This window comes from Paenibacillus sp. FSL K6-1096 (genome assembly GCF_037977055.1).
Taxonomy (GTDB): domain Bacteria; phylum Bacillota; class Bacilli; order Paenibacillales; family Paenibacillaceae; genus Paenibacillus_AQ.
Genome location: NZ_CP150274.1, coordinates 4,295,257 through 4,320,863 on the forward strand (window position 1 = coordinate 4,295,257; position 25,607 = coordinate 4,320,863).

Below are 25,607 nucleotides of genomic sequence, written 5' to 3' on the forward strand. Positions count from 1 at the left end.
GGACGGGGGATTGACGATGAAAGAGCTGATGGGCGTAATTAATCTTGACCATGAACTGGATAGTCTGAATGAACTGACCTACTTCCGCTGCGGCGCAGCGGTCCCCTTCGCCAGCCGCTACCGGCTGATCGACTTCGTCCTGTCCAACATGATGCGTGCGGAGCTGGAGAGCGTAGGCTTGTTCGTCCGCCGCAAATACCGTTCCCTGATGGACCATCTGGGCGACGGCAAGTCGTGGGATATGAACCGCAAGCACGGCGGGCTGTTCATTCTTCCGCCGGACTGGAATGATCCGACGGATACCTCCCTGGGCGACCTCCAGCATTATCATAACAATCTGGACTTCTTCAAGCGGGCGTCGGCCAAATACATTGTGTTCTCCGGCAGCCAGCATATCAATACGGTGGATCTTCAGGATGTCTACCAGTTCCATTTGGAGCAGGGTGCCGACGTCACTATGGTCTATAAGCAGATTGACCAGCTTCAGCCGGAGCATGACCCCTGCCTGCGGGTGGAGCTTGATGATGAGCACCAGGTAACGAATATCCACCAGGAGAAGCATCACCCGAATGTGTATCTGGATATTTTTATTATGGAGAAAAAGCAGTTCCTGGAGCAGGTGGAGCACTGCATCGCCCATGGCGAGAGCTTCTTCTTCCGGGATGCAATCCAGAAGAACCGCCACAAGTTCAAGATTGCAGCGTATGAATACAAGGGGTACCACTCCGTCATCAATTCGCTGGAGAGCTACTACAAGAACAGTCTGGAGCTATTGAAGCAGGATAATTACTTTGGTCTGTTCAAGGAGAATCCGGTGCAGACCAAGATCAAATATGAGGCGCCTACCCGTTACCTGGACAGCTCGTCGGTCAGCAATTCGCTGGTTGCGAACGGCTGTGTCATTGCGGGCAGTGTGGAGAACAGCGTGATTTTCCGCGGTGTGCAGATCCGTAAGGGGGCCAGAATCATTAATTCTGTCATTATGCAGAAATGCGTCATTGAAGAGAATGCCGTGATTGAGAATGTGATTATGGATAAAGATGTGCACTTAAGCAAAGACCGGATTCTCGTTGGCGACAGCAGGCGTCCGTTTGTCATTGCCAAGAGCAGCAAGATATAATATCTGGATCAGGGGAATGGTGCCGCTAAAGGGATCATTCTTCTGATCCAGTGTTGTAATAGACGCATTTCAGACCACTTCAGGCCATTTCAGAGCCACTATAACCATCTGTTAGGGGGAACCTGCTGTTGTTCAACGATAAGGAAACGTTCAAACAAGTGTTCCGTGACAAGCTCATCGGGAAGTTAGGCAAGCCGCTGGAAGAAGCCTCAAATGCTGACGTATATAATATTCTCGGCAATATGATCCGCGAGAGTGCCGGTAAGGACTGGGCGGCCACCAATCAGAAGTTCAAGATCGACAAGGATAAGCAGGTCTACTATTTCTCTATGGAGTTCCTGATCGGCAGGCTGCTGGGCAATAATCTGCTGAATATGGGCGTGCTGGAGGTTGTCCGTGAAGGCCTTGCGGAGCTTGGCTTCTGTCTGCAGGATATCGAAGAGGTGGAGGCCGATGCCGGGCTGGGCAACGGGGGGCTGGGCCGGCTGGCCGCCTGCTTCCTCGATTCGCTCGCTTCCCTGCAATATGCGGGACACGGCTGCGGCATCCGCTACAAATACGGCCTGTTCGAGCAGAAGATCGTGGACGGGTATCAGGTGGAGCTGCCGGATTACTGGCTGCAGAATGATAATGTGTGGGAAGTGCGCCGCGAGGACAAACAGGTGGAGGTACGCTTCTGGGGCCGGGTCGATACCAGCTGGGAGAACGGTGAGCTGGTGTTCGAGCACCGGGACTATGAAGCGGTGCGGGCGGTTCCGTATGATATTCCGATCATTGGAGCAGACCGCCGGCATGTCAACACCCTGCGGAACTGGAGTGCGGAGTCGATCACCCAGCCTTCAAGAGTATTCAGCTCTTTCGGCGGGAGCGATTACCACAAGTTCCTGGAATACAAACGTTCCGTGGAATCGATCTCGGAATTCCTGTATCCCGATGATTCCGAGTATGAGGGCAAGCTGCTCCGCCTGAAGCAGCAATACTTCCTGTGCAGCGCTGGCCTGCAGAGTATTCTGCGCACCTTCGCCAAGACAGGTCTTCCGGTTGAGAGCCTGCCTGACAAGGTAGCTCTGCATATCAATGACACTCACCCTACCTTGGTGATTCCCGAGCTGATGCGGATTCTGATGGATGTGCACGGTCTGGGCTGGGATCAGGCCTGGGGCATGACTACACAGATGGTGTCTTATACCAACCATACGATTCTGAGCGAGGCGCTGGAGAAGTGGCCGCTCGGCATGGTCAGAGAGCTGCTGCCGCGCATCTTCCTCATTATTGAGGAGATCAATGCCCGCTTCTGCGGCGAGCTGATGAGCAAATATCCCGGCGACCAGGACCGGATTAACCAGATGGCGATCATTCATGACGATCAGGTGCGGATGGCCCATCTGGCGATCGTTGCCAGCCACAGTGTGAACGGGGTAGCGGCGCTGCATACCGAGATTCTGCAAAAGCGTGAAATGCGGCTGTTCAATGAAATGTATCCGCACCGCTTCAACAACAAGACCAACGGCATTACGCACCGCCGCTGGCTGCAGCACGCCAATCCGGGGCTTGCCGGACTGATCAGCGAGTCGATCGGCACCCGCTGGATGCATCAGCCCCAGGAGATGATCGGGTTGATCAAATACAGTGAGGACACCTCGTTCCAGGAGCAGGTGGCCGCGATCAAGCGGAACAATAAGCTGAAGCTGGCCGAATACATCACCGGCAAGCACGGCATCCCGGTGGACCCGGACTCGATCTTCGATGTCCAGGTCAAGCGGCTGCATGCCTATAAGCGCCAATTGCTGAACGTGCTGCATATCATGCACTTGTATAATCAGATCAAGGATAATCCTTCAATCAATATCGTACCGCGTACCTTCATCTTCGGCGCGAAGGCTGCTCCGAGCTACCATCTCGCCAAGCGGGTCATTAAGCTGATTAATACAGTGGCCGATGTCGTGAACAAAGATCCGGACATTAACGGGAAGATCCGCATCTTCTTCCTGGAGAACTATTCGGTATCCCTGGCCGAGAAGATCATTCCGGCCGCCGATGTCAGCGAGCAGATTTCCACGGCGAGCAAGGAAGCCTCCGGCACCGGGAACATGAAATTCATGATGAACGGCGCGCTGACCATCGGGACCATGGACGGGGCGAATGTGGAGATGCATGAGATGGTAGGGGACAGTAATATGTTCCTGTTCGGGCTGCGGGCGGAGCAGGTACTGGATTACTACCAGTACGGCGGATACCATGCCCGCGATATTTATAATGGCGACGGCCGGGTGAAGGAGGTACTGGATCAGCTGGTGATGCCGGGACCGTTCTGCTCCCACGCCCAGGAATTCGATACACTCTTCCAGTCGCTGATTGACAATAACGATGAATTCTTCGTGCTGAAGGATTTCGCCAGCTATGTGGAGACCCATGTCAAGATTGACCTGGCCTACCGCAATCCGAAGGAATGGCTCAAGAAGTCTATCATTAACATCGGACATTCCGGCAAGTTCTCCAGCGATAATACGATCAGCCGTTATGCCTCCGAGATCTGGCACATCGATCCGGTCAGACTGTAATTGCCAATGAAAAAGCCGCTCCATCCAGGAATAATTCCTGCGGTGGGGCGGCTTTGTTCATGTTGTTCATGCAGGCCTTACAGCACTTCGGCGACCATGGCGGCGAACCGTTCCAGGAAGCGACGTTCCTCGTCGTCGAAGCGGTGCTTCAGCGGACTGTCGATATCGAGCACACCGTAAAGGGTATCTCCCTTGATCAGCGGAACCACAATTTCGCTATTGGAAGCGGCATCGCAGGCGATATGTCCCGGGAAGGCATGAACATCGCCTACGACCAGCGTGCGGCGCTCGGCGGCTGCGGTTCCGCAGACCCCGCGGCCCAGCGGAATGCGGATGCATGCCGGAAGTCCCTGGAAGGGACCGAGCACCAGCTCTGTGCCGTCATACAGGTAGAAGCCGGTCCAGTTGGTGTCCGGCAGAGAGAGCTTTAACAGCGCCGAAGCGTTGGCCAGGTTGGCGATTGCGTTCGGCTCACCTTCCATCAGTGCTCCGAGCTGGCTGAGAACGGCCTCGAACCGTTCGCTGCGGGTGCCATCATAAGGCATGGCTTGAAACATGAAGCATCACCTTCCTGTACCTTGAGTCAGTAATGAGTCCCATAACTGTTAACTATCAAGATATTACAGGGAAGCGCAATACGTCAAGCATTAACAAGGCTGCGCCAGGATTTTACTCTTAGTGGAAGGTCTGGAGGAAGGTAGGATTCTGCCTCAGCCCATGTTTCCGGGATCAGCGGGCAGGGTAATGCTTTTATAAATACAGCAGGCTAGTAGCCAGAAGGAGTGGAACATGCGCGCCGATGTACAGAACTTGTTTATGGGAATCCACATGCTTTATTTGGCACACGAGAAGGATTTGACACTGACTGAGGTGCTGCCGGAGCTGGAGAATCTGGGCTACCGGGTAGCTGAACGCGAAGTGAAGCAGGAGCTGGAACGGCTGACTCAGGACAATTTCCTCACAGCCCACGGCGAGGCTTACAGCGTCACCGGGACAGGCATCGAGGAGTTCAAAGCGATTCAGGCCAAGCTTGGGGTGCTGTGCACCGAGGTGCTGAAGCCGGTCAAGGCTGCGGGTGCGTAGGATAAACCCTTGATGGAGCGGGCTGAACCGGACAATACACAATTGGCATACCAGACAGCGTCTGACCGCGTGGCGGCAAGCCATGGGACAGGCGCTGTTTTTGATTCAAATATAAGAATTTGTTTCTTTCCGCTTGCCGGGATACCTGCCTGACGGAATGTCCTTCGGGGAATGCCTGTAATTGATGTATACTGATAGCAGGCTGAAAGGGGACGGGAACATGTATGTATGCGGCGGGATCATCCCGGAATTGAACGGGGCCAGGGTACGGCTGCGGGCCATGGCTCCCGCAGATGCGCAGGCGCTGCTTGAGATCTGGAGCCACCCCCGGGTGGCTCCCTGGCTGAATGCGCCGCCCCTTGCTTCTGTGGAAGAGGCAGCAAGCCTGATCGTCCTCCTGGCCCGCTGGGCGGCGGAGGAGGAGAGCCTGCGCTGGAGCATTCTTGGGCCGGAGGGGGAAGTGATCGGCAGCTGCGGATACAACTATTGGCAGCTGCAAGGCGCGTACCGGGGGGAGATCGGCTTCGAGCTGTCCCCGGCGGCGATGGGAATGGGCTATATGCGGGAAGCGCTGGAGCTTGTGCTGGAATTCGGCTTCGGCACCATGGGGCTGAACCGGATTGAGGCTTTATGCCATCCGGACAACCTCCGGGCAGAGCGGCTGCTTGAGGGGCTGGGCTTCCGGCAGGAGGGGCTGCTGCGGCAGTACCGGCATACCGCTTCCGGTTACCAGGATGTACAGATATATTCCCTGCTATGCGGAGAGGGAGCACAGAACTTAAGAACATAGAGAGAGGATAGGGATTCATTTGAAGTCACCGGGGGAAAGAGAACGGAAGTTAATTTTGACAGGGGTGCTGCTGGCTACATTTCTGGCGGCGATTGAAGGGACGGTGACCGGGCCTGCCGGTCCGGCGATCGTCGGGGATTTCCAGGGCATGAAGTGGCTGAGCTGGATCTTCACAGCTTACCTGCTGGCGATGGCGGTTACCACGCCTATCTTCGGTAAGCTCAGCGATTTGATCGGGCGCAAGCCCGTGTTCATCGGCGGGGCGGCTGTTTTTCTGGCGGGCTCGCTGTTATGCGGCGTGTCGCAGAGTATGGAGCAGCTGATTATATTCCGGGGAATTCAGGGGATTGGCGCAGGAGCGCTGATACCTATGACTTTTACAATTATCGGGGATATCTACAGTCTGAAGGAGCGGGCGAAGACCCAGGGGCTGCTTAGCTCGGTGTGGGGGATTTCTTCCCTGGTAGGGCCGCTGCTGGGCGGGTATGTGGTCGATTATCTGAGCTGGCGCTGGGTTTTTGTATTCAATCTGCCGTTCGGACTATTATCGATCTTGTTCATTACGCGGTATCTCAAGGAGGAGCGGGTGCGCCGTAAGACCACCATTGATGTGGCCGGGGTGCTGCTGTTCGCCGCGGGCATGGGGGCGCTGCTCTTCGGGCTGACGACAGGAGGGCAGAGCCTGGCCTGGGATTCCCCGCTGCTGGTATCGATCCTCGTTGCCGCTGCCTTGCTGCTGGTGCTCTTCCTGTTCGTGGAACGCCGCGCAAGGGAGCCGATGCTGCCGCTGGAGCTGTTCTCGATCCGCAATATTGCGGTCTCTACGGGAGCGAATCTGCTGGTCAGCACACTGATTATCGGCTTATCGACATATGTTCCGCTGTGGGTGCAGGGCGTATTCGGCAAAAGCGCGGCCCTCTCCGGCCTCCTGCTGGCCCCGATGTCCGTGGGCTGGATGCTCGGCTCCATTGCCGGGGGAAGAATGATTCTGCGTGCGGGAACCCGCCGGACAGGGATGCTCGGGCTGTTCCTGGTGGCAACCGCTGCGGTCGGCCTGACCCTGATGGATGCCGGCTCCTCCCAGCTGCTGCTGCTCCTCCTGATGCTGTGCTGCGGGATAGGCTTCGGCTATGCTTCGACAGTCTTCACCATTATCGCCCAGTCCTCGGTGCAGCATGAGCAGCGCGGGGCCTCGACGGCACTGAATACCTTCATCCGCTCCCTCGGGCAGACCGTGGGGGTGGCGATCTTCGGGTCATGGCTGAATTTCAGCATCGACCGGAGGCTGGCAGAGCAGCCGGAAGCGGCTGTGGCCGGGGCGGATATCAACCAGCTCCTTAATCCGCATGGCGGAAGCACCCTGAGCGGGGAAGCCTGGAGCAGTCTGCAAGGGGCGCTGGAGGGCGGGCTGCATTCCCTGTTCATCCTGATGGCGGTGTTCGCGGTAATCTCTCTGGTAATTTCGGCAGGACTTCACAAGGGAGTTCCTTCCATCCAAGAGGCAGGAAGAGAGCCGAAGTCCTGACACAGCAAGCTTCAGATCACATAGATAAACGGCTGCGCATTCCAGCAAGGATTGCGCAGCCGTTCTCTATGGATAGGTTATTTTCTGGACACACTAGTGAATTGATTCACAACCATACCAGCCTCAATAATACTTATTTGCGGGGAAGCGGGGAGAGCTTCTCAGCCTGCAGGCCCATCTTCTTCAGGAGTACAATCATCTGTTCCTTCTCTTCGTCGCTAAGTCCGCTGAAGGCCAGGTGCAGACGCTCGGAATACTTCGGATACATCTCATTCATCAGACGTTCGCCTTCGGCGGTCAGCTCGGCAAAAATAACCCGGCGGTCGCTGGGGCAAGGCTTGCGCTGAAGATAACCGCGTTCCTCCAGCTTGTCGATGACATAAGTGACGTTGCCGCTCTGCAGCAGCAGCTTGGCTCCGATCTGCTGGATCGGCTGCGGCCCCTTGTAATAGAGTACTTCCATGACGGCGAAGGCTGTGGGGTTGAAGCCTTCGATCTTGCTGCCGGTTACGGCATGCTCGTTAATGCTCTTGAATGACTTGGCAAACACCCGGTACAAATGCAGGGTCAACTGAGTATCGCGTTCATAGGATTGGATCATGCTTCTTCACCTCTATTGTTAATCGTGACGGCAATGCCGCACGGTTTGGAATACAAATTCCCGGATATAGCTTTACAATACGTCAAACCTGGAATGAAGAACATATCATTTGTCACAATAAGCACACTTTTAATTATTAAAAATCAAACAATCAGCAAAACGTGCATCCTGTTTATTGGAAGAGTGAAGATTTATGCAGCACAGGCCTGTCCATGGTGTTATGATCGCATTATGTATAGATGCTGGCCTGGAGGAGATGGAGGACAATATGCAAGAGACAGATGAGGACCGGATCAGCCGGGAGGCTGATGAACGTGAAGATGACGAAGATGATGTAGTGCTTGATGTGGACATTGAAGAAGCGGGATATGAAGCAGGAGATGTACGGATTGCAGAGATATCGTTCCAGGTGCGCAGAGGTGAGCTGCTGGGATTAATCGGACCGAACGGAGCCGGCAAAAGCACGACCATCAAGACGCTGCTCGGCCTGCTGAAGCACGCCAAGGCGCAGGTCAAGCTGGGCGGCGGGAACCAATCCTATGCCTATGTGCCGGAGCAGCCGGTCTTCTATGAAGACCTTACCCTGTGGGAGCATCTGGATCTGGCCGCGGCCGCCTACGGCCTCAGCTATGAGACCTTCCAGTCGACAGCGGAGAAGCTGCTGCTGCAGTTCGGCATGGCCGGTGTGCGCGATGACTTGCCCGCAGGCTTCTCGAAGGGAATGAAGCAGAAGATGATGCTGATGCTGGGCTTCCTGGTCCAGCCCGATGTCTATATCGTGGACGAGCCGTTCATCGGGCTTGATCCCCGGGCCACGAAGGACTTCCTGCGCCTGCTGGAGGCGGAACGGGAGCGCGGGGCCGGGGTCCTGATGTCTACGCATGTACTGGATACAGCAGAGAAAATCTGTGACAGCTTCGTGCTGATCTCCGGAGGCCGGATTGCGGCCGAAGGCACACTGGAGGCGATCCGCAAGGAAGCGGGTCTGCCGGAGGGGTCGTTGTTTGATTGCTTCGACGAACTGGCATGAGCCGGCAGTCCTATGCATTCCCTACAGCGGGCAGCCTGTTCCGGCGGAGGCTGTTCTCCCATTTCCGTGAGCAATCCTCTATTATCCGTACAGCCGTAGACTGGACCGTTCTGCTCTACATTCTGATTCCGGGCGGCCTGCTCGGCGGGCGCTTCTACTATGGTTTCTGGAACGGTGAGCTTCCGGGCTGGTTCAGCCAGCTGCCGTTCGTGATGGTGCTCTCGCTGCTCGCGGTACTGCTTGCTACCGGAGGGATCGTCCTGCTGCTGCAGGAGGGCGACTCCCTGTTCCTGCGCCAGCGGCAGAGCTGGATCAATACGATTATCGCCGGAGGAATGGCCTACAGCCTGGCTGTTACGGCACTTAAGATAGCAGCGGTCTTCGCGCTGCTGCTGCCGTTCCTGCTCCGCGGCTATGGCCTCAGTCCGGCAGCGGTCTGGGGGCTGCTGGCGCTGACGCTTGCCTGCAGCTGGGCCGTCAAGCTGCTGGGCCATCTCGTCAGGGTGCAACGGCAGGGCTTCCGCCGCAGATTATGGCTGGTCCCGGCTGTTGCGGTTCCGTGCGGTGTCTACCTGCGTCTGGCCCTCCTCTGGAAGGACAATCCAGTCCTGCTGTTCACAACGGCTTCTGTCTATGCTGCCGCAGCCGCCCTGGCCTTCTGGTACCGCCTGCGTCTGCGCGGCACCTTCATGAACGATGTGCGCGAGGACTACAAGCAGCGGATGCGGATCGCCGCGCTGCTGCTGCGCGGGGTGCTCGACAAGCCGCGGCCGACCCGGCATAAGCCGTGGATCTTCCGCAAATCGCAGCCGCTGCTGGCCTCCCGGGAGCCCGAGAGCCGGTTCGCAGCCTCGGCGGTGAAGGCGCTGCTGCGCAATCCCGCCCACCTCAAGCTGTATCTGTCCTTCACCGGTGTGGCGCTTATTGCCGTCCTGATTGTGCCGGTGGTGCTGAAGTGGCTGCTGTATGCCGTGCTGACCAGTCTGATGGCCTTCTGGCTGTCATCCTTCTGGCTGCTGTTCTCCGGCGACGACTATATCGGCATTCTGCCGTTCACCAAGGTGCAGAAGGCGGATGCCGGCGCCAAAGCGATGCCGATTCTGTTAATGCCCTTTGCTGTCCTGTGCGCGGCTGCGGTCTGCATTCCGGCTTATGGCTGGTGGGGCATTCTGCTCTTCCCCGTTGTCGGTGCAGCGGCCGGGCTGTGGATCGGCCGCCTGTTCAGTACCATCCGCTTCGCCAGATACGAATAACGAACAAGCCTTCCTCCTTGGTCCGGGGGAAGGCTTGTTCGTCATCTGTGAGGTAAGCAGAGCGGACTTATTCCTGATGCTGAATCGCAGCATGCTTGCCTGCGGTATATCCGGTAGAGAAGGCAGCGGTAATGTTATAACCGCCGGTATACCCGTGAATATCCAGAATCTCGCCGCAGAAATACAGTCCCGCTGTCAGCTTGGATTCCATCGTTCCCGGATTCACTTCCTTCAGGCTTACGCCTCCGCCGGTGACGAAGGCTTCTGCCAGGGAGCGCGTCCCGTAGACCTGGACCGGCATTCGCTTCAGCAGGACGGCCAGCGCCTGAAGGCCAGCGCGCGGCAGGTGATGGCCGGTAATATCGCCGTCCAGTCCGCTTTTCTTAAGCAGCAGCGGGATCATGCGCTCCGGCAGCAGCCCCTTCAGCGAATTGCGGATGGCCTTCTTCGGCTCCAGCTCCAGCTTGCTGAGAAGCTGGGCTTCGGTCTCCTGCGGATTCAGGTCAGGGAACAGGTCGATGGACATATCCACGGTATCCGTTCCCGACTTCTGCTGGACCTGGCGCAGGAACTGGCTGCAGCGCAGCGCGATCGGGCCGGATAAGCCGAAATGGGTGAAGATCATATCGCCCCGGTGGGAGATTACCTTCTTGCCCTTAGGGTTCCATACTGTGAGGCTCACGTCGCGCAGGGACAGGCCCTGCAGCTCTCCCGACTTGATCCACTCCTCCCGGGAGAGAATCGGCACCTCGGTCGGGAACAGCTCGGTAATCGTATGTCCGGCTGCGGTTGCCCACGGGTAGCCGTCTCCGGTAGAACCGGTCTGCGGGACTGATTTGCCGCCGGTGGCGATAATCACAGCCCTGGCGCCGAAGGCTTTGCCCGATTCCAGCCGCACACCGGCGGCAGCGCCGCCTTCATACATCACCTCGCGCACCGGGCTGTCCGTCATGATCTGCACGCCCAGGCTCCGTACTTTGCCGACCAGGGCGGAGACTACGCTTGAGGCCTTGTCCGAGACGGGGAACATCCGCCCGTTATCCTCCTCCTTCAAGGCGATGCCCAGCCCTTCGAAGAAGGCCATAATATCCCGATTATTGAAATGGTCAAACGAGCTGTATAGGAACCGGCCGTTGCCCGGAATATGGGCGATCAGCTCTGAGGTATCCTTCATGTTGGTGACATTGCAGCGTCCGCCGCCCGAGATCCCCAGCTTCCGGCCGAGCTTCGCCCCCTTGTCCACGAGCAGGACGGACGCTCCGTGCTCAGCGGCGGCTACACTTGCCATCAGCCCGGACGGGCCGCCTCCAATAACAATTACATCATAACTGCTCATTCATCTGCTCCTTTGCTGCTTACGGTACTCTGTTAACCGCATCATACCATTCTAGGCGTAGCGAGGCTAGGCCTTATAGAACGGAAAGGGAATAACGTTGTCAGGAGTGCGCGGGTATGCTTTAATCTAAAATATTAGGATATTTTGTCCAATTTGGGGAGTGATTGCAATTATATATGCGGTTAAGGATATTTTATTGCAAATATCGGCTGCTTGCTCCTTCGTGTTTCTCTTTCAGTGGAGGCTGGACTGGGGACATCCTGTACACAGGAACAATAAATTCCCGGATGACCGGACATTTCTGATGATCTGCTGTGCACTCAGCATCACGCTGTGCATGGCCTTATCGGCCACCCTGTTCGGTGTGGTCTATCTGAATTTGGCGATCCTTCCCGCCTATATTGGCATTCTGTACGGCAATTTACGCTCCGGCGCTTATCTGGCGCTGTATTTCTTCCTCTGCACCGCCCTGTTCTCGATGCCTTCAGGACTGGATCAGCTCCTGCTGAACACGGGGGTGCTGCTGTACCCGCTGCTGTTCGGCATGGTCCGCCGCTTCAAGCAGGTTAAGCTGGCCGCTAAGATCGGTATCCTGTGGGGCGCGCTGTTTCCGAGTATGCTGTTCATTGTTATCGGTCCGGATCTGCATGGCCGGAGCATCCTGTATACACCGCCCCGTGAGGGAATTCTGGCCGCAGGTTATGTTCTGGCTACCCTGGCCCTCGGCGCTTTGTTCATCACCTACATAGATAGAGCCTGGGATAAGCTGCAGATTCAGATCCGGCTGCAGGGAATCTCCGAGAAGTTCCAGTGGGAATCGGAGAAGCTGCAGCAGATCACGAATCTGGTTCCGCTGAATATTATGGAATTCGATGACAACGGCTATATCACCGGGCTGAATGAATATATGCTCAGCCTGATTCAGCGCCATGCCCCGCAGCTCACCCGGGAGATTATACTGTCCCAGCCGGCGAGCCAGCTCTTCGGGCACAGTGTAGATTATGCTACTCTGAGCAGACTGCGGGAGGTTATGCGGAACCGGCAGCGCTCCAATACCAGAATCAGGGTGGATTCGTGGAGCTATCATATTTTTACCGCACCGCTTGAGCATGAATCGGGCGTGCCGGGCGGCGTAGTAATGATTATTCAGGATTTGACTGAGGAGGAGAAGCTGCGCAGTGAGCTGGATAATGTGGAGCGGCTGTCGCTGGTCGGACAGATGGCGGCCGGGATTACCCATGAGATCCGCAATCCGATGGCTGTCGTGCGCGGCTTCCTGCAGCTGATGCGCGAGAAAAGCCCGGAGGAGCTGCACTCCTATTATCATATTGTCATGGAGGAGCTGGACCGCGCTAACAGCATCATCAATGACTTTCTGTCGCTGGCCCAGACACGGGAGTCGGATAAGGAGCCGGTGCAGCTGCACCTGATTATTGAAGAGCTGGTGCCGCTGATCTGGGCGGATGCCAATCTTCGCGGCCAGAGTGTAGAGCTGAAGCTGGCCGCTTCCATCCCGCTGCTCCAGCTCAATGTCAGAGAGATCAAGCAGCTGATTCTGAATCTGGCCCGCAACGCCATGGAGGCAATGGATGCCAAGGGCGTACTGGCGCTGGAGACGCGGGAGCATGAGGATACCGTGCAGCTGATCATCAGAGATACGGGCAACGGTATTCCCCAGAGCCAGCTCCAGCAGCTGTTCACCCCGTTCTTCACCACCAAAAGCCACGGGACAGGGCTGGGCCTGCCGCTGTGCCTGAGTATTGCCGAGCGGCATAACGGCACGATCCGGGTAGAGTCGGAGGTAGGGGCCGGGACGGCGATGATCGTCGTCTTCCCGGTTGAGGTGAAGGACGGGGCAGCCAGAAAACCGGTGTATATATAGCAGCTTCCCTGTACAGCGGCAGGGGCTTAACGGCTTAGGAATACCGCGCCCGGGCGGGCTGCTTCTCTTGCTTTCACAGAGTATGTATGTATAATAAAGTTAGTAATTAGTGCAGTAACGCGGCAATGTTGTCCGGGTGCTGACACAGCTATCCAATCCTAGCAGTGAAGGAGAGTGCAGAGAAATGTCCATGTCTTTTAACCAATATATGAGGGATTCTATTCAACCGATGCGCGATGATCTGACAAGCATCGGCTTCAAGGAGCTGCTGACACCGGAGGATGTAGAAGCAGCGCTTCCGGCAGCGAAGGGGACTTCGCTGGTAGTCGTTAACTCCGTATGCGGCTGTGCTGCCGGGCAGTGCCGTCCGGGTGTAGCCCAGGCCCTGCAGAACGAGATTCTGCCGGATCATCTGTTCACGGTATTCGCCGGCCAGGAGAAGGAAGCAACCGCCAAGGCGCGCGAGTATTTCGCTCCATATCCGCCATCCTCTCCATCCATCGCCCTGATGAAAGACGGCGAGCTGGTACACTTCATTGAACGTCACGGCGTGGAAGACCGTTCGGCTGCTGAGATCGCCGCTGAGCTGAAGGATGTCTTCAACCGTCTGTGCCAGTAATTTTCTCATCAGGTTCATCGGTACGAATCCCGCATCAGCCATCAGCCGGAGGCTTGGCTTATGCGGGATTTTTTGTAGCAGACTAAGATCATAAGAAACGGGGTGCGGCCTGTGAGTATGCAGGAGGAGATTATTGCAGCACTTGGAGTCAAGCCGGTGATTGATACCGGGGCGGAGATCCGCAAGCGGGTGGACTTCCTGAAGTCCTATACGCGGAAGGCCGGGGCCGCCGGTCTGCTGATTGCCATCAGCGGAGGCATAGACAGTGCGGTGGCTGCGGGTCTATGCAAGCAGGCGACGGACGAGCTGAGCGCAGAGGAAGGCAAGCCTTATATTACCCTCGGCGTCTTCCAGCCTTACGGTGAGCAAGAGGATATCGGGCACAGCTATGCGGTGGCAGAGGCGTTCGGGCTGAAGCATACCGTGGAGACCAACATCGAGGAAGCGGTCAACGAGATTGCCCTTGAGGTGGAGCATAGCCTGAAGGCGCTGGGGCAGCACCGCCATATTACCCATCAGGGCAAGGGGAATGTCAAAGCGAGAACACGGATGGTTATGCAGTACGCGCTGGCCTTCGAGAACAATCTGCTCGTTGTCGGCACCGATCATGCCTCGGAAGCGATCACCGGTTTCTACACGAAATGGGGGGACGGGGCCGTTGATCTGACGCCGCTGTCTTCACTGAATAAGCGCCAGGTACGGCAAGTGGCGGCAGCGCTTGGCGTACCGGCGGAGGTAGTAACCAAGGCGCCGACGGCCGGACTGTGGCCGGGACAGACGGATGAGACTGAGCTTGGGATTACCTATGAGGAGAACAGCGATTACCTGGAGGGGAAGGCGGTCAGCCGCGAGGCGGCGGAGAAGCTGGAGCGCTATTACCTGAGAACTGCGCATAAGCGGGACAAGATTCCGGGGATTTAACAAGCTTAGGCCCAGCCGCCGGAGCGCTGCGCTTCATGCAGACACTCCTGGCGGCTTCTTGTGCTTGCGGAGCAGGCTCCTTACGGTTAGGCCTGCCCTGCCAGCACACGGGCGATGAATTCCCTTGAGGCGGCAATGGCCGTATCGAGCGGCGGGGTAGGTCCGGCAAAAGGATGCACCGTGCCAAACGTGTGGTTGCCGCCCGGAATGCGGACCCATTCAATGTCCGGCCGCAACCGGTTCAGGGCTTCGGAGCCGCGCCGCAGATGCTCGCCGTCCTCGCTGCCCTGAATCAGCACTGCCGGGAAGCGGGCCTGCTTCATCCGTTCCAGGAGGTTATACCGCCCGGCCTGCTGCTCCAGGTCTTCAATAATGACGGCATCCAGCGGCATTTGCTGCCCGGTCCGTCCATTGAGGACATGGGTCCGGCCATGCTCTCTCATCTCGCGCTTCTGCTCTGCGGTGAACAGGTCAAGACTGGTAATTCCGTTCCAGGACAGGACACCGGCGATCTCTTCAGGATGGTCAAGAGCATAGAGCAGACAGACACCGCCGCCGCGGCTGTGTCCGAGCAGGAAGACCGGCAGGCTGCCGAACCGGTGATGCTGGCTCAGATAGGACAGCAGGATCTCCATATCCCTGATCTCACGCTGGTATGTGTTGCGGGCGAACTTCTCAAGCTCCGTGAAGTGGAGCAGGTCTTCACCGATGCCGGCATGCGAGAAGTTGAAGCTGATCACCTCATGCTCATTGCTGAGCGCCTCCGCGACATACGGGAACATTCCCCAATCCTTGAAGCCCTTATAACCGTGTGCGATAACGATCAGGCTCCGGGCCTTGCCCTGGGCCGGAAAGTGTGAGCAGCGCAGGACTGCATCCTCTCCTGCAGGTAATTCAAAATTACGGGGCATAAGGCATACTTCCCTTCTTTATTATTCCGTATCCGCAAGCAGTGCACGGCGGATAGACTTTTGATGGATTATCTTATAGGATAGCAGAATGCTGTTACTCCGGCTATGAAGATCATATCATTAGACGCATGGTAAGAATAGAAGGTAATATAAGATAGGCTGCTGAATGTATTCTTGTGAGAGGTGTGGGCATGTGATCTACGGAATCGGCCATGATATATTGGAAATCGGGAGAGTTGAGGAGATTGCCGCAGGCAGCTTAGGCCGCCGGTTCGCGCAGCGGATTCTGACTGCGCGGGAGCTTGTGCTGGCCGAAGGCAAGGGCGCCAAGGCAGTAGAATTCATCGCCGGGCGTTTCTCGGCCAAGGAAGCGGTGGTCAAGGCGCTCGGCTGCGGAATCGGACAGGCCGTAGGCTTCCGCGATATCGAGATTCTGCCGGATGCAATGGGCAAGCCGGTTGCCGCTCTGTCGGCACAGGCCTGGGCCCGGCTGGGACTGCCCGGGCAGAAGCATATTATTCATCTCACCATTACCCACAGCCGCGGCCTGGCCTCGGCGTTCGCAGTGGTGGAGAGGATGCAGGAATAATGTCTGAAAGAATCAGGAACGGCAAGGAGAATAACGATGACAAATGAGAAGCATAGCGATACACAGCAGGAAGCCAAGTTATTCTTCAGCCGCTTTCTGCTGGAATGGTATCACCTCCAGAAACGGGATCTGCCTTGGCGCCGCCACCGCAATCCCTATTACATCTGGATTTCGGAAATCATGCTGCAGCAGACCCGTGTAGATACGGTTATTCCGTATTTCAACCGGTTCATTGAGCAGTTCCCCACGGTCGAAGCGCTCGCGGACGCGCCGGAGGAAGAGGTGCTGAAATGCTGGGAGGGGCTGGGCTACTATTCGCGCGCCCGGAACCTGCAGGCTGCGGCGAAGCAGGTGAAGGAGCAGTATGGCGGCCAGGTTCCCGATGACCGCGATGCCGTATTCGGCCTCAAGGGGGTCGGGCCCTATACAGCGGGCGCGATCCTCAGCATCGCGTTCAACCGGCCGGAGCCGGCGGTGGACGGCAATGTCATGCGGGTGCTGTCCCGCTACTTCCTGATTGAGGATGACATCGCTAAGGGGCCGACCCGCGTGAAGATGGAGAAGCTTGCGGCGGAGCTGATTCCCGAGGGGGAGGCCGGCAGCTTCAACCAGGCGCTGATGGAGCTGGGCGCGCTGATCTGCACGCCGAAGTCACCGCGCTGCCTGCCGTGCCCGGTGATGGAGCACTGCGCTGCGCGCCTGGCGGGCTGCGAAGCCTCGCTGCCCGTCAAGACCAAGGCGAAGCCGCCGCGCCCCGAGGAGCGGCTGGCCGCCCTGGTGGAGGGCCGCGGCGAGCACGCGGGCCGGGTGCTGATCCGGCAGCGGCCGGCCAGCGGGCTGCTGGCCCGCATGTGGGAGCTGCCGCATTGGCCGGCGCCGCCTGCCGCAGACGGCGGCGCGGGCAGCGCGCTGCTGCCGGAAGCGGCAGCGCTGGACCGGCTGCGCCGGTCCATGAGCCAGGCCGGGATTCACGCCCGGCCGGAAGGGCACTGGATGGCTGCGGAGCATACCTTCAGCCATATTGTGTGGACCCTGCAGGTGTACCGCTGCAGGGAGGAGGCGGCGCTGCCGCTGGCAGCGGAACGCCGCGCCGGCTACACGGCGGCGGCTGACCCGCAAGCGGCAGAGCCGCAGGAGCCCGCGCTGTTCGACAGCGGGGACGCCGCCCTGGATGCGGCAGACCGCGGGGCCCTGCGCTGGATCAGCCGGGAGGACATGGGCAGCTACGCCTTCCCCAATGTGTTCCTGAAGCTGCTGAACAGCTACTTCGATGAACGGGAGCAGGCCGGAGATTAGATCCGGCTGCCGCTCCCGGGGATTTTGGCGTGAGACCAAGGAGGTACAGGATGAAGACGATTACCATATATGATATCGCCAAGGAGGCCCAGGTGTCCGCAGCCACAGTCTCCCGCGTCCTCAATAACACAGCTCCGGTCAAGGAGAGCACCCGGGAGATCATCATGGCTGTGATTGAGAAGCACCAGTTCCAGCCCAATGCCCTGGCCCGCAGCCTGCTGAAGAAGGAGACCGGCACCATCGCCATGATTCTGCCCGACATCACCAACCCTTTCTTCCCCGAGGTGTTCTGGGGGGCCGAGAATGTAGCCAGAGAGAAACGGTATACCTTCTTTCTGTGCGATACGGCGGGGGAGCACAGCCGCGAGTCCGAGTACCTCAGTATTCTCCGCGAGAAAAGAGTGGACGGCATTATCTTCCTGGGCGGCCGGATTAACCTGGCCCAGTGCCCGGCGGAGCTGAGCCAGGAGGTGGTGGAGCTGGCGAAGCATGTGCCGATTGTACTGGTGAACGGAAATCTGCCCCGCAGCGGGCTGCACCGCATCTACACAGATGAAGAAGAGGGAGCAGCGCTGGCGACCCAGCATCTGCTGGAGCTGGGCCACAGCAGAATTGGTTTTCTTGGAGGCATGGAGGAGACCTCTACCACCCAGGTGAAGCTGAGGGCGGTGCGGATGAAGCTGAAGGAGCACGGCCTTACGCTGCGGAAGGACTGGATCATGTTCCATGACTTCTCGATCGACGGCGGCCGGGCGCTGATGGACCGGATGCTGGAGCAGGAAGAGCGGCCGACGGCTGTGCTGTGCGTGAATGATTTTACGGCGATTGGAGCGTTGAAGTCTGCGGTGGAGCATGGGCTGCGCATCCCGGAGGATCTGTCGATTGTCGGCTTCGACAATTCGCCTCTGTCCAGAGCGGTTATTCCCGAGCTGACCACCGTGTCGCAGAACACCAACCGGCTGGGAGAGCTGTCGGTGGAGATGCTTCATGAGCTGATCAGCGGCGGAAATCCCCGGAAGCGGACCGTGCTGGAGCCGCAGCTGGTCGTGCGGGCCAGTACCGGACGCCCGAAGGCATGATGCACGGAAGAGTCGTCCGTGCATTAAAGGGACGGCAATCCCGTTTCCGCTTGTTGTATAGGAGACTATAGTTTCCTCTTGCTGTGGACAAAATGCATGTAAATTTGTGAATAAGAGCTCTTTGAATGATTCGTAGAGTGACTATGTTGCTGAATATATGTGAAAAACAGCATACGTTATGTTCGATTAAAGGTAATCTTATTCACCCGACAGGGTGAGTTTGTTCAAATATAAGAATTTATAGGTTCCACACGATAACTTGTCCTTATATTTCTCGCTGAAACGGCTATGCCGTCCTTATTAAGGACGGCATAGCCGTTTCAGCTTGTAGATAATGTTTTCAAGGGTCCCCGCATAGTACCTGTTCAACATCGGAGCTTAAAGCCCCAATTTGTGGGAGTGTTTTGGAGAATTTACCCAAAGAATCATTGACCAGGGGAAATTCAGCGGCTATAATGAAATGGATTTCATGAAACCCATTTCATTATATATTCCGATTAAGGTAAGCGGTTACCTCCGCTCTATGAAAGGTCTGGAGGGACGAAGATCAATTGCTTCAAATTTAAAGTTTTATGCTTGTCCGGGAGTTTATATACTGGCACACGCCACTATATAAATAAGCATACGGAGAGGGGGCTGTCCACGAAGCTCAGGTAGACCAATATCACAGAACATAGGGGAGCGTGTCGAATAGTGAAACAGTTGAAGAAGAGAAACTCAGCCTGGCTTATTATGTTGACTGCTATTATGACGGGTGTATCCGGCTGCAGCGGCGGCAATAATGCAGCAGCACCGGAAGCAACGCCAGCGGCGGAGGCCACCCAGGCCCCGGCTGAAGCAACGCCTGCACCAACCGAAGCACCGGCGGCAACGCCGGCGGCCGATCTGAACGGGCGGGAGATCCGCATCTCCCACTGGTGGGATGCCACCCCGGCAGGGGATTCCGAGGCGGATGAGCTGGCCCGCGAGCGGATCAAGGCGGTCGAGGAGAAGTACAACGTCAAGATCAAATACCTGAACACCGAATATTGGTCCACCGCCGAGAAGCTGTCGTCATCGGTGATGGCGAACGACCCTTTTGCCGAGATTGTACGGCTGCCGGACGGCTTCATCTGGGGGCTGATGCATGGCGGCTTCCTCACCCCGCTGGATGATTCCCTGAAGGATTCGCAGATCGGCCAGAGCGTGATTGATTCCATGCGCTTCGGCGGCGACAAGGTCTACGGCCTGGAGAGCTGGTATAACCCGAACGACAGCGGCGTGTTCTATAACAAGCGGATTTTTAAGGAAGCAGGTCTTAAGGACCCGCAGCAGCTGATGGATGAGGATAACTGGAACTGGAATACGATGCTTGATGCCGCGAAGAAGCTGACGGTTGACAAGAACGGTGACGGCAAAATGGATCAGTACGGCCTGGCCGGCGCCCATTACGTTCTATCCGAGCTGCTGATCGCCAGTAACGGCGCCAAAATCTACGATGAAGCGGCGCAGAAAGCCATCTTTGATTCACCGGCTTCTATGGAAGCGCTTAACTATCTGTATAAGCTGTACACCGAGGATAAAGTTCTTAAGCCCAACGAGGGCAATGACTGGGAGGACCCGGCCAAGTACTTCGCGGAAGGAACGGTAGCCATGTATCCCGGCGGCCTCTGGGAGATTGAAGGGCGTATTCTCGGCAAAATGAAGGATGAATGGGGCTACGTCTACATTCCCAAAGGCCCGCAGGCTGACAAGTATTATGATCCGCTAAGCCAGACGGCAGCCTATGCCATCCCCAAGGGGGTCAAGGATGCCGACATCATCGTGAAGATCTGGGAGGACCTGCAGCCGTTCGACAGCTGGGAGGAGAACCGCAGACTGTGGCTGGAGAATATTCTGCCGGATGAAGCCAGCATCGCGAATGCCATGAATGATGACGGAAAAAGTGAACGCGTCTACGGCGGCCGTTACGGCGGGCTTGGCGTCAAGGATCAGCTCGACAAGGTGACGGAGAAGTTCCTCAAGGGCGAGGTCACTCCATCTACAGGCGTTGCCCAGGTCATTGGAACGGCGCAGGCGGCGGCCAAAAAAGTGCTGAGCGGCGAGCAGGACAAGGAGAAGAAGGAGTAGACCGGACGCTTGTCATTACAGGCCCAGGCCCGGCCCGCCCTGTCCACAGCGGAGCGGCGGGTAGCCTGGCCCAATGGATCACTCTTATCAATGCATGTCTGCCAGAGGGGGGAACACGAGTGAGAATGTCATTATCCCGCCGGGGGCTTCACCGGACACTTGTAATGGTCATGCTGGTCTCCATGCTGGCCCTGCCCGCAGCAAGTGCAGAGCCGCCTGCTGCCGGGATTGAGGCGCAAGGGACTGAGACGCAAGGGGAAGCGGGCAGCTCGCAGGTGGCGCAGCAGCTCACTGAGGGCAGCTATGACAGTTACCTGCAGCAATATCAGGGCGAGGCGCAGCCCCGCGAAGAAATCATCATTAAGGGAGCCGACTACATAGACGCCGAAGGCATGACCCCGAAGCTGCTGACGGGGCTGGGCGGCGAGACGGGGAGATATGTGAAGACCGAGGAGAGCGGCTCGGTGCAGTGGCAGCTCGATGTACCGGAGTCCGGGCTCTACCATATCAGCGTGCGGTATTTCCCGGTCGAGGGCAAAAGCTCGGATATCGAACGCGAGCTGCGGATTGACGGCAAGCTGCCCTTCGACAGTGCCCGCAATCTGACCTTCGGCCGGATCTGGGTCAATGAGAGCGATGAGATCCGCAAGGATAACCGGGGCAATGATCTCAGACCGCGCCAGGTGGAGTCGCCGTCCTGGCAGGAGACGCTGCTGCGAGATACGGAGGGGTATTATGAGGAGCCGTATCAATTCTATTTCCCGGCCGGACGTCACACCTTGACGATGATCTCGGGCAGGGAGCCGATGGTCATCGATTATATCAAGCTGCACAGCTATGAACCGCCAGCGGTCTATGCAGAGGTCAAGCAGAGCTACGAAGCTCAAGGGTACAAAGCAACCAGCGGCCATACGGTGAAGATTCAGGGCGAAGACGCCGCTTATAAATCCTCTCCAACCCTATACCCGATTACGGACCGCTCCAGCCCTTCGACAGAGCCTTACGATGTCTCCAAAATCCGCATGAACACCATCGGCGGGAACAACTGGCGGGTGCCGGGGCAGTGGATTGCCTGGGAGGTAGCGGTGCCGGAGGACGGCCTCTACCATATCACGGTCAAGGGCAGGCAGGAGCTGCTTAGAGGCATCTATTCCACACGCTCCCTGCGGATTGACGGAGAGATTCCTTTTAAGGAAATGCTGCAAATCCCGTTCTACTATGATTCGGACTGGCAGATGAATAAGCTGGGGAATCCGGAGGAGCCTTATTTGTTCTATCTGAGCAAAGGTAAACATGAATTGCAGCTGGAGGTCAGCCTCGGAGCGATTGCTCCGCTGCTGCGCCAGGTGGAAGCCAGTGTGCTTGAGATCAATGCCATGTACCGGAAAATTCTGATGATTACAGGCAATGTGCCTGATCCGTACCGCGATTACAAGCTGGATGAGCAGATCCCGGATATGGTCTCCGTATTCCGCGAGCAGAGCAACATTCTGTATAGCGTATCGGAGGAGCTGGTCCGGCTGACCGGAGAGAAGAGCGATAAGACCGCAACGTTGAATAAAGCGGCCTATCAGCTGGCGGACATGGCCGACAAGCCGGAAACGGTACAGAAACGGCTGTCCCAGTTCAAAATCAATGTCGGCAGCGTCGGCTCCTGGATTCTGGAGGTGCGGGAGCAGCCGCTGGAGATTGATTATCTGCTGCTGACCTCGCCGGATGTGAAGCTGCCGAAGGCGGACTCTTCCGTATTCCGGAAGATCGGTCATGAGGTGTCATCCTTCACCCATTCGTTCTTCGAGGACTACAACACGATCGGCAATACCTCGGAGAACGGAGAGACCATTGATGTGTGGATCGGAACCGGCCGTGACCAGGCGCAGGTGCTGAAGGCAATGATCGATGATACATTTACCCCGCTGACCGGCATCGGGGTCAATCTGAAGCTGGTGAACCCGGATGTGCTGCTGCGCGCCTCGCTGGCCGGGGAAGGCCCGGATGTGGCGATGCAGGTCGGCAATGATATGCCGGTGAACTTCGGAATGCGCCAGGCGGCGGAGGACCTGTCGGGATATCCCGGCTATGCGGAGGTGGTGAAGCAGTTCAGAGACAGTGCGCTGGTGCCTTACCGGTACGGTGACCAGGTCTTCGCCCTGCCGGAGCAGCAGATCTTCAACATGCTGTTCTACCGCAAGGATATTCTGCAGGAGCTGAATCTGCAGCCGCCGCAGACCTGGGACGATGTGTACGCGATGATCCCGGTGCTGCAGAAGCACCGGATGGATATGGCGCTGCCGCTGGCCCAGACGACCGGCGTGCCGGTGCTGGAGGTTAACCGCGCTTATGCGATGCTGCTCTACCAGATGGGCGGGTCCTTTTATCTGCAGGACGGGGCCAAAAGCGGGCTCGATACAGAGACAGGGCTGGCTGCCTTCAAGAACTGGACCAACTTCTACACCAGCTACAAGCTGCCGCTGATCTTCGACTTCCCGATGCGCTTCCGCACCGGCGAGATGCCGGTCGGGATTCAGGATTATACCTTCTATAACTATCTGACGGTGTCCGCGCCGGAGATTAAGGGACTATGGGAATTCGTTCCCGTTCCAGGCACGAAGCAGCCGGATGGCAGTATCCGCAGGGATGTGGCCAGCGGCGGCACGGCGGCGCTGATGCTGAAGCAGGCCAAGAATAAAAATGCCGCCTGGGAATTCATGAAATGGTGGGTCGGCAAGGATTCGCAGGTCCGCTTCGGGCGGGAAATGGAGGGGCTTATGGGCGCGGCTGCGCGGTATCCGACCGCCAATGTTGAAGCGCTTCAAGAGCTGCCGTGGCCGACCCGCGATTACAAGAGTCTGGAGGAGCAGTGGCAATGGGTGCAGGGTGTGCCGGAGGTGCCGGGCGGCTATTTCACCGGGCGTCATCTCGACAATGCCTTGCGCGAGGTGATCAACAATGGCACGAATACGGCCGATGCCCTGTACGACTATGTGCAGGAGATCGATTATGAGATCGCTCAGAAGCGAGCCGAGTTCCATTTGGAATGACGGCAGGGAGGGACTTGTGTGCAGAAAGTGAAAAATACGGCCAACCCCTTGATCCAGCCCCGGCTGAGCCCTTCCAGGCTGCGTAATTACTGGGAATTGTTCGGCAGGGACGTACGGCGGGATAAGCATCTGTACGTGCTGCTGGCTCCTTATATGGTGCTGTTTATGTTATTTACCGTGCTTCCGGTTATCATCTCGGTTCTTTTCAGCTTTACCCACTTCAACATGCTGGAGATGCCGCGCTGGATCGGCTGGGAGAATTACTCCAAGCTGCTCTGGAACGATGATGTGTTCCTGATCGGAGTGAAGAATACGCTGATTTTCTCCGTCGTGACCGGACCGGTCAGCTATATCGCCTGCTTCCTGTTTGCGTGGCTGATCAATGAGCTGAATCCGAAGCTGCGGGCGTTTATGACGCTGGTGTTTTTTGCACCGTCGATCTCGGGGAATGTGTTCTTCATCTGGCAGATTATCTTCTCCAGTGACTCCTACGGGATTATCAACGGCCTGCTGATGCAGCTTGGCGTGATCTATGAGCCGGTTCAGTGGCTGCAGGACCCGAAGTATATGCTGGGGATCATCATGCTGGTACAGCTCTGGCTCAGCCTGGGGACCAGCTTCCTGGCCTTCATTGCCGGGCTGCAGACCGTTGACAAGACGCTGTATGAAGCAGGGGCGGTGGATGGTGTCAAAAACCGCTGGCAGGAGCTGTGGTACATTACCCTGCCTTCGATGCGGCCGCAGCTGATGTTCGGTGCGGTGATCCAGATTACCGCTTCGCTTGCAGTTGCCGATGTGGCGATGGCTCTCGCGGGCTTCCCGAGCGTGCAGTACGGGGCGCATACGATCGTCACCCACCTGGTGGATTACGGGACGATCCGGTTCGAGATGGGCTATGCCTCGGCGATTGCCACCGTGCTGTTCGTGCTGATGCTGGGCAGCAATCTGATTGTTCAAAAGCTGCTGAAGAGGGTGGGTGAATAAGCGGATGAAGCTGGTCTTACCTCTGCATAAAAAAGTAAACCGCTCCTGGCAGGTGGACGCGCTGCTGTTCCTGGCCCTGGCCGGATTCGGGTCGTTCATGGCGATTCCGTTAATTTATGTGGTTAACAATGCGTTCAAGCCGCTGGATGAGCTGTTTATTTTCCCGCCTACGCTGTTTGTCAGGAATGCGACGCTGGAGAACTTCGCCAACCTGTTCCAGGTGATGAAGAATTCCTGGGTGCCGTTCTCCAGATATATCTTCAACACCGTATTCATTACAGCAGCCGGAACCGCCGGGCATATCCTGCTGGCCTCAGCAGCGGCTTACCCGCTGGCGAAGCATAAATTCCGCGGGTCCAAGGTGCTGTTCACCGTCGTGGTGCTGTCGCTGATGTTCTCGCCGCATGTCACAGCGATTCCTAATTATATGATTATGTCCGCGCTGGGCTGGATGGACACCTACCAGGCGGTTATTGTTCCCGCCTTCGCTTATCCGCTGGGCCTGTACCTGATGAAGCAGTTCATGGAGCAGATCCCGGATGCGCTGCTGGAGGCGGCGAAGATTGACGGGGCCAGCGAATACCGCATCTTCTGGCAGGTGGTGATGCCGCTGGTGAAGCCGGCCTGGCTGACGCTGTTAATCCTGATGATGCAGATGCTGTGGGGGACAGACGGCGGCAGCTTCATCTACAGCGAGCAGCTCAAGACGCTGCATTATGCCATGGGGCAGATTATCCAGGGCGGGATTGCCCGTGCAGGCGTCGGGGCGGCGGTAGCGGTAATTATGATGTCCGTGCCGATTGTGACGTTTATCCTGTCGCAGAGCAATGTGATCCAGACGATGGCTTCGTCCGGCATGAAGGACTAGAGCGATGGA

Annotated in this window: 21 protein-coding genes; 17 read left to right on the top strand and 4 right to left on the bottom strand. The window is 57.3% G+C overall.

The window, feature by feature from the left end; all coding sequences use genetic code 11:
• Positions 1-16 precede the first annotated feature (16 nt).
• Both glgD and MHI24_RS19175 read left to right on the top strand, forming a co-directional pair.
• Positions 17-1,120 carry a glucose-1-phosphate adenylyltransferase subunit GlgD gene (gene glgD / locus MHI24_RS19170; protein ID WP_340026730.1) on the top strand — a complete coding sequence of 368 codons (1,104 nt, stop codon included), beginning with the start codon at positions 17-19 and terminating at the stop codon, positions 1,118-1,120.
• A 128-nt stretch (positions 1,121-1,248) separates the two neighbouring features.
• Positions 1,249-3,681 (top strand): glycogen/starch/alpha-glucan phosphorylase, encoded by a 2,433-nt coding sequence (locus tag MHI24_RS19175; RefSeq protein ID WP_340021127.1) that lies wholly within the window; start codon positions 1,249-1,251, stop codon positions 3,679-3,681.
• Positions 3,682-3,758: 77 nt separating this feature from the next.
• Here the strand turns inward: MHI24_RS19175 and MHI24_RS19180 are convergent, their stop codons facing one another.
• Positions 3,759-4,238 carry a GAF domain-containing protein gene (locus tag MHI24_RS19180; protein WP_340021128.1) on the bottom strand — a complete coding sequence of 160 codons (480 nt, stop codon included), beginning with the start codon at positions 4,236-4,238 and terminating at the stop codon, positions 3,759-3,761.
• A 232-nt stretch (positions 4,239-4,470) separates the two neighbouring features.
• On the opposite strand from MHI24_RS19180, the gene MHI24_RS19185 reads away from it, so the two are divergent.
• The 3 genes from MHI24_RS19185 (at position 4,471) to MHI24_RS19195 (ending at position 7,079) form a co-directional block, all read left to right on the top strand.
• A complete protein-coding gene (locus MHI24_RS19185) occupies positions 4,471-4,764 on the top strand; it encodes a hypothetical protein (protein ID WP_340021129.1) in 294 nt (97 codons plus the stop codon).
• 220 nt (positions 4,765-4,984) lie between these two features.
• Entirely contained in the window at positions 4,985-5,554 is a 570-nt protein-coding gene (locus MHI24_RS19190; RefSeq protein WP_340021130.1) for a GNAT family protein, read from the top strand.
• A 64-nt stretch (positions 5,555-5,618) separates the two neighbouring features.
• Positions 5,619-7,079 (top strand): MDR family MFS transporter, encoded by a 1,461-nt coding sequence (locus MHI24_RS19195; protein ID WP_340026731.1) that lies wholly within the window; start codon positions 5,619-5,621, stop codon positions 7,077-7,079.
• 133 nt (positions 7,080-7,212) lie between these two features.
• On the opposite strand, the gene MHI24_RS19200 is transcribed toward MHI24_RS19195, so the two are convergent.
• Positions 7,213-7,680, bottom strand: coding sequence for a MarR family transcriptional regulator (locus MHI24_RS19200; protein ID WP_066374506.1), 468 nt, complete (start codon positions 7,678-7,680; stop codon positions 7,213-7,215).
• Positions 7,681-7,948: 268 nt separating this feature from the next.
• Here MHI24_RS19200 and MHI24_RS19205 point away from each other — a divergent pair, with 268 nt between their 5' ends.
• The gene (locus tag MHI24_RS19205; protein WP_340021131.1) at positions 7,949-8,710 is read left to right on the top strand and encodes an ABC transporter ATP-binding protein; all 762 of its coding nucleotides are present in this window, start codon (positions 7,949-7,951) and stop codon (positions 8,708-8,710) included.
• Positions 8,689-9,963, top strand: a complete 1,275-nt coding sequence (locus MHI24_RS19210) for an ABC transporter permease (protein WP_340021132.1) — start codon at positions 8,689-8,691, stop codon at positions 9,961-9,963. The genes MHI24_RS19205 and MHI24_RS19210 overlap by 22 nt, the downstream gene beginning before the upstream one ends.
• Before the next feature lie 67 nt (positions 9,964-10,030).
• Here the strand turns inward: MHI24_RS19210 and MHI24_RS19215 are convergent, their stop codons facing one another.
• The gene (locus tag MHI24_RS19215; protein ID WP_340021133.1) at positions 10,031-11,299 is read right to left on the bottom strand and encodes an NAD(P)/FAD-dependent oxidoreductase; all 1,269 of its coding nucleotides are present in this window, start codon (positions 11,297-11,299) and stop codon (positions 10,031-10,033) included.
• Positions 11,300-11,495: 196 nt separating this feature from the next.
• Here MHI24_RS19215 and MHI24_RS19220 point away from each other — a divergent pair, with 196 nt between their 5' ends.
• The 3 genes from MHI24_RS19220 (at position 11,496) to nadE (ending at position 14,721) form a co-directional block, all read left to right on the top strand.
• A complete protein-coding gene (locus MHI24_RS19220; RefSeq protein WP_340021134.1) occupies positions 11,496-13,181 on the top strand; it encodes an ATP-binding protein in 1,686 nt (561 codons plus the stop codon).
• 184 nt (positions 13,182-13,365) lie between these two features.
• Positions 13,366-13,800 carry a BrxA/BrxB family bacilliredoxin gene (locus MHI24_RS19225; protein WP_238650905.1) on the top strand — a complete coding sequence of 145 codons (435 nt, stop codon included), beginning with the start codon at positions 13,366-13,368 and terminating at the stop codon, positions 13,798-13,800.
• A 111-nt stretch (positions 13,801-13,911) separates the two neighbouring features.
• Positions 13,912-14,721, top strand: coding sequence for an ammonia-dependent NAD(+) synthetase (gene nadE / locus MHI24_RS19230; RefSeq protein ID WP_340021135.1), 810 nt, complete (start codon positions 13,912-13,914; stop codon positions 14,719-14,721).
• Between the two features lie 86 nt (positions 14,722-14,807).
• On the opposite strand, the gene MHI24_RS19235 is transcribed toward nadE, so the two are convergent.
• Entirely contained in the window at positions 14,808-15,632 is an 825-nt protein-coding gene (locus tag MHI24_RS19235) for an alpha/beta fold hydrolase (protein ID WP_340021136.1), read from the bottom strand.
• A gap of 193 nt (positions 15,633-15,825) precedes the next feature.
• On the opposite strand from MHI24_RS19235, the gene acpS reads away from it, so the two are divergent.
• From acpS to MHI24_RS19270, 7 genes are all read left to right on the top strand, one after another.
• Positions 15,826-16,221: a holo-ACP synthase gene (gene acpS, locus MHI24_RS19240; protein ID WP_340021137.1), complete on the top strand. Its 396-nt coding sequence runs from the start codon at positions 15,826-15,828 to the stop codon at positions 16,219-16,221.
• 36 nt (positions 16,222-16,257) lie between these two features.
• On the top strand, positions 16,258-17,517 hold the full coding sequence (gene mutY / locus MHI24_RS19245) for an A/G-specific adenine glycosylase (RefSeq protein WP_340021138.1): 1,260 nt from the start codon (positions 16,258-16,260) through the stop codon (positions 17,515-17,517).
• A gap of 50 nt (positions 17,518-17,567) precedes the next feature.
• Positions 17,568-18,596 (top strand): LacI family DNA-binding transcriptional regulator, encoded by a 1,029-nt coding sequence (locus MHI24_RS19250; RefSeq protein WP_340021139.1) that lies wholly within the window; start codon positions 17,568-17,570, stop codon positions 18,594-18,596.
• Positions 18,597-19,289: 693 nt separating this feature from the next.
• Positions 19,290-20,705, top strand: a complete 1,416-nt coding sequence (locus MHI24_RS19255; RefSeq protein WP_340021140.1) for an extracellular solute-binding protein — start codon at positions 19,290-19,292, stop codon at positions 20,703-20,705.
• 125 nt (positions 20,706-20,830) lie between these two features.
• Positions 20,831-23,746 carry an extracellular solute-binding protein gene (locus tag MHI24_RS19260; protein ID WP_340026732.1) on the top strand — a complete coding sequence of 972 codons (2,916 nt, stop codon included), beginning with the start codon at positions 20,831-20,833 and terminating at the stop codon, positions 23,744-23,746.
• A gap of 18 nt (positions 23,747-23,764) precedes the next feature.
• Positions 23,765-24,730: a sugar ABC transporter permease gene (locus tag MHI24_RS19265; RefSeq protein WP_340021141.1), complete on the top strand. Its 966-nt coding sequence runs from the start codon at positions 23,765-23,767 to the stop codon at positions 24,728-24,730.
• A 4-nt stretch (positions 24,731-24,734) separates the two neighbouring features.
• Positions 24,735-25,598, top strand: coding sequence for a carbohydrate ABC transporter permease (locus MHI24_RS19270; RefSeq protein WP_340021142.1), 864 nt, complete (start codon positions 24,735-24,737; stop codon positions 25,596-25,598).
• Positions 25,599-25,607 lie beyond the last annotated feature (9 nt).

Coding starts and splice junctions, on each gene's coding strand:
- MHI24_RS19270 (WP_340021142.1), top strand. CDS start 24,735: ATGAAGCTGGTCTTACCTCTGCATAAAAAAGTAAACCGCTCCTGGCAG.
- MHI24_RS19205 (WP_340021131.1), top strand. CDS start 7,949: ATGCAAGAGACAGATGAGGACCGGATCAGCCGGGAGGCTGATGAACGT.
- MHI24_RS19200 (WP_066374506.1), bottom strand. CDS start 7,680: ATGATCCAATCCTATGAACGCGATACTCAGTTGACCCTGCATTTGTAC.
- MHI24_RS19260 (WP_340026732.1), top strand. CDS start 20,831: ATGTCATTATCCCGCCGGGGGCTTCACCGGACACTTGTAATGGTCATG.
- MHI24_RS19185 (WP_340021129.1), top strand. CDS start 4,471: ATGCGCGCCGATGTACAGAACTTGTTTATGGGAATCCACATGCTTTAT.
- MHI24_RS19250 (WP_340021139.1), top strand. CDS start 17,568: ATGAAGACGATTACCATATATGATATCGCCAAGGAGGCCCAGGTGTCC.
- MHI24_RS19190 (WP_340021130.1), top strand. CDS start 4,985: ATGTATGTATGCGGCGGGATCATCCCGGAATTGAACGGGGCCAGGGTA.
- MHI24_RS19235 (WP_340021136.1), bottom strand. CDS start 15,632: ATGCCCCGTAATTTTGAATTACCTGCAGGAGAGGATGCAGTCCTGCGC.
- MHI24_RS19215 (WP_340021133.1), bottom strand. CDS start 11,299: ATGAGCAGTTATGATGTAATTGTTATTGGAGGCGGCCCGTCCGGGCTG.
- mutY (WP_340021138.1), top strand. CDS start 16,258: ATGACAAATGAGAAGCATAGCGATACACAGCAGGAAGCCAAGTTATTC.
- glgD (WP_340026730.1), top strand. CDS start 17: ATGAAAGAGCTGATGGGCGTAATTAATCTTGACCATGAACTGGATAGT.
- MHI24_RS19225 (WP_238650905.1), top strand. CDS start 13,366: ATGTCCATGTCTTTTAACCAATATATGAGGGATTCTATTCAACCGATG.
- MHI24_RS19180 (WP_340021128.1), bottom strand. CDS start 4,238: ATGTTTCAAGCCATGCCTTATGATGGCACCCGCAGCGAACGGTTCGAG.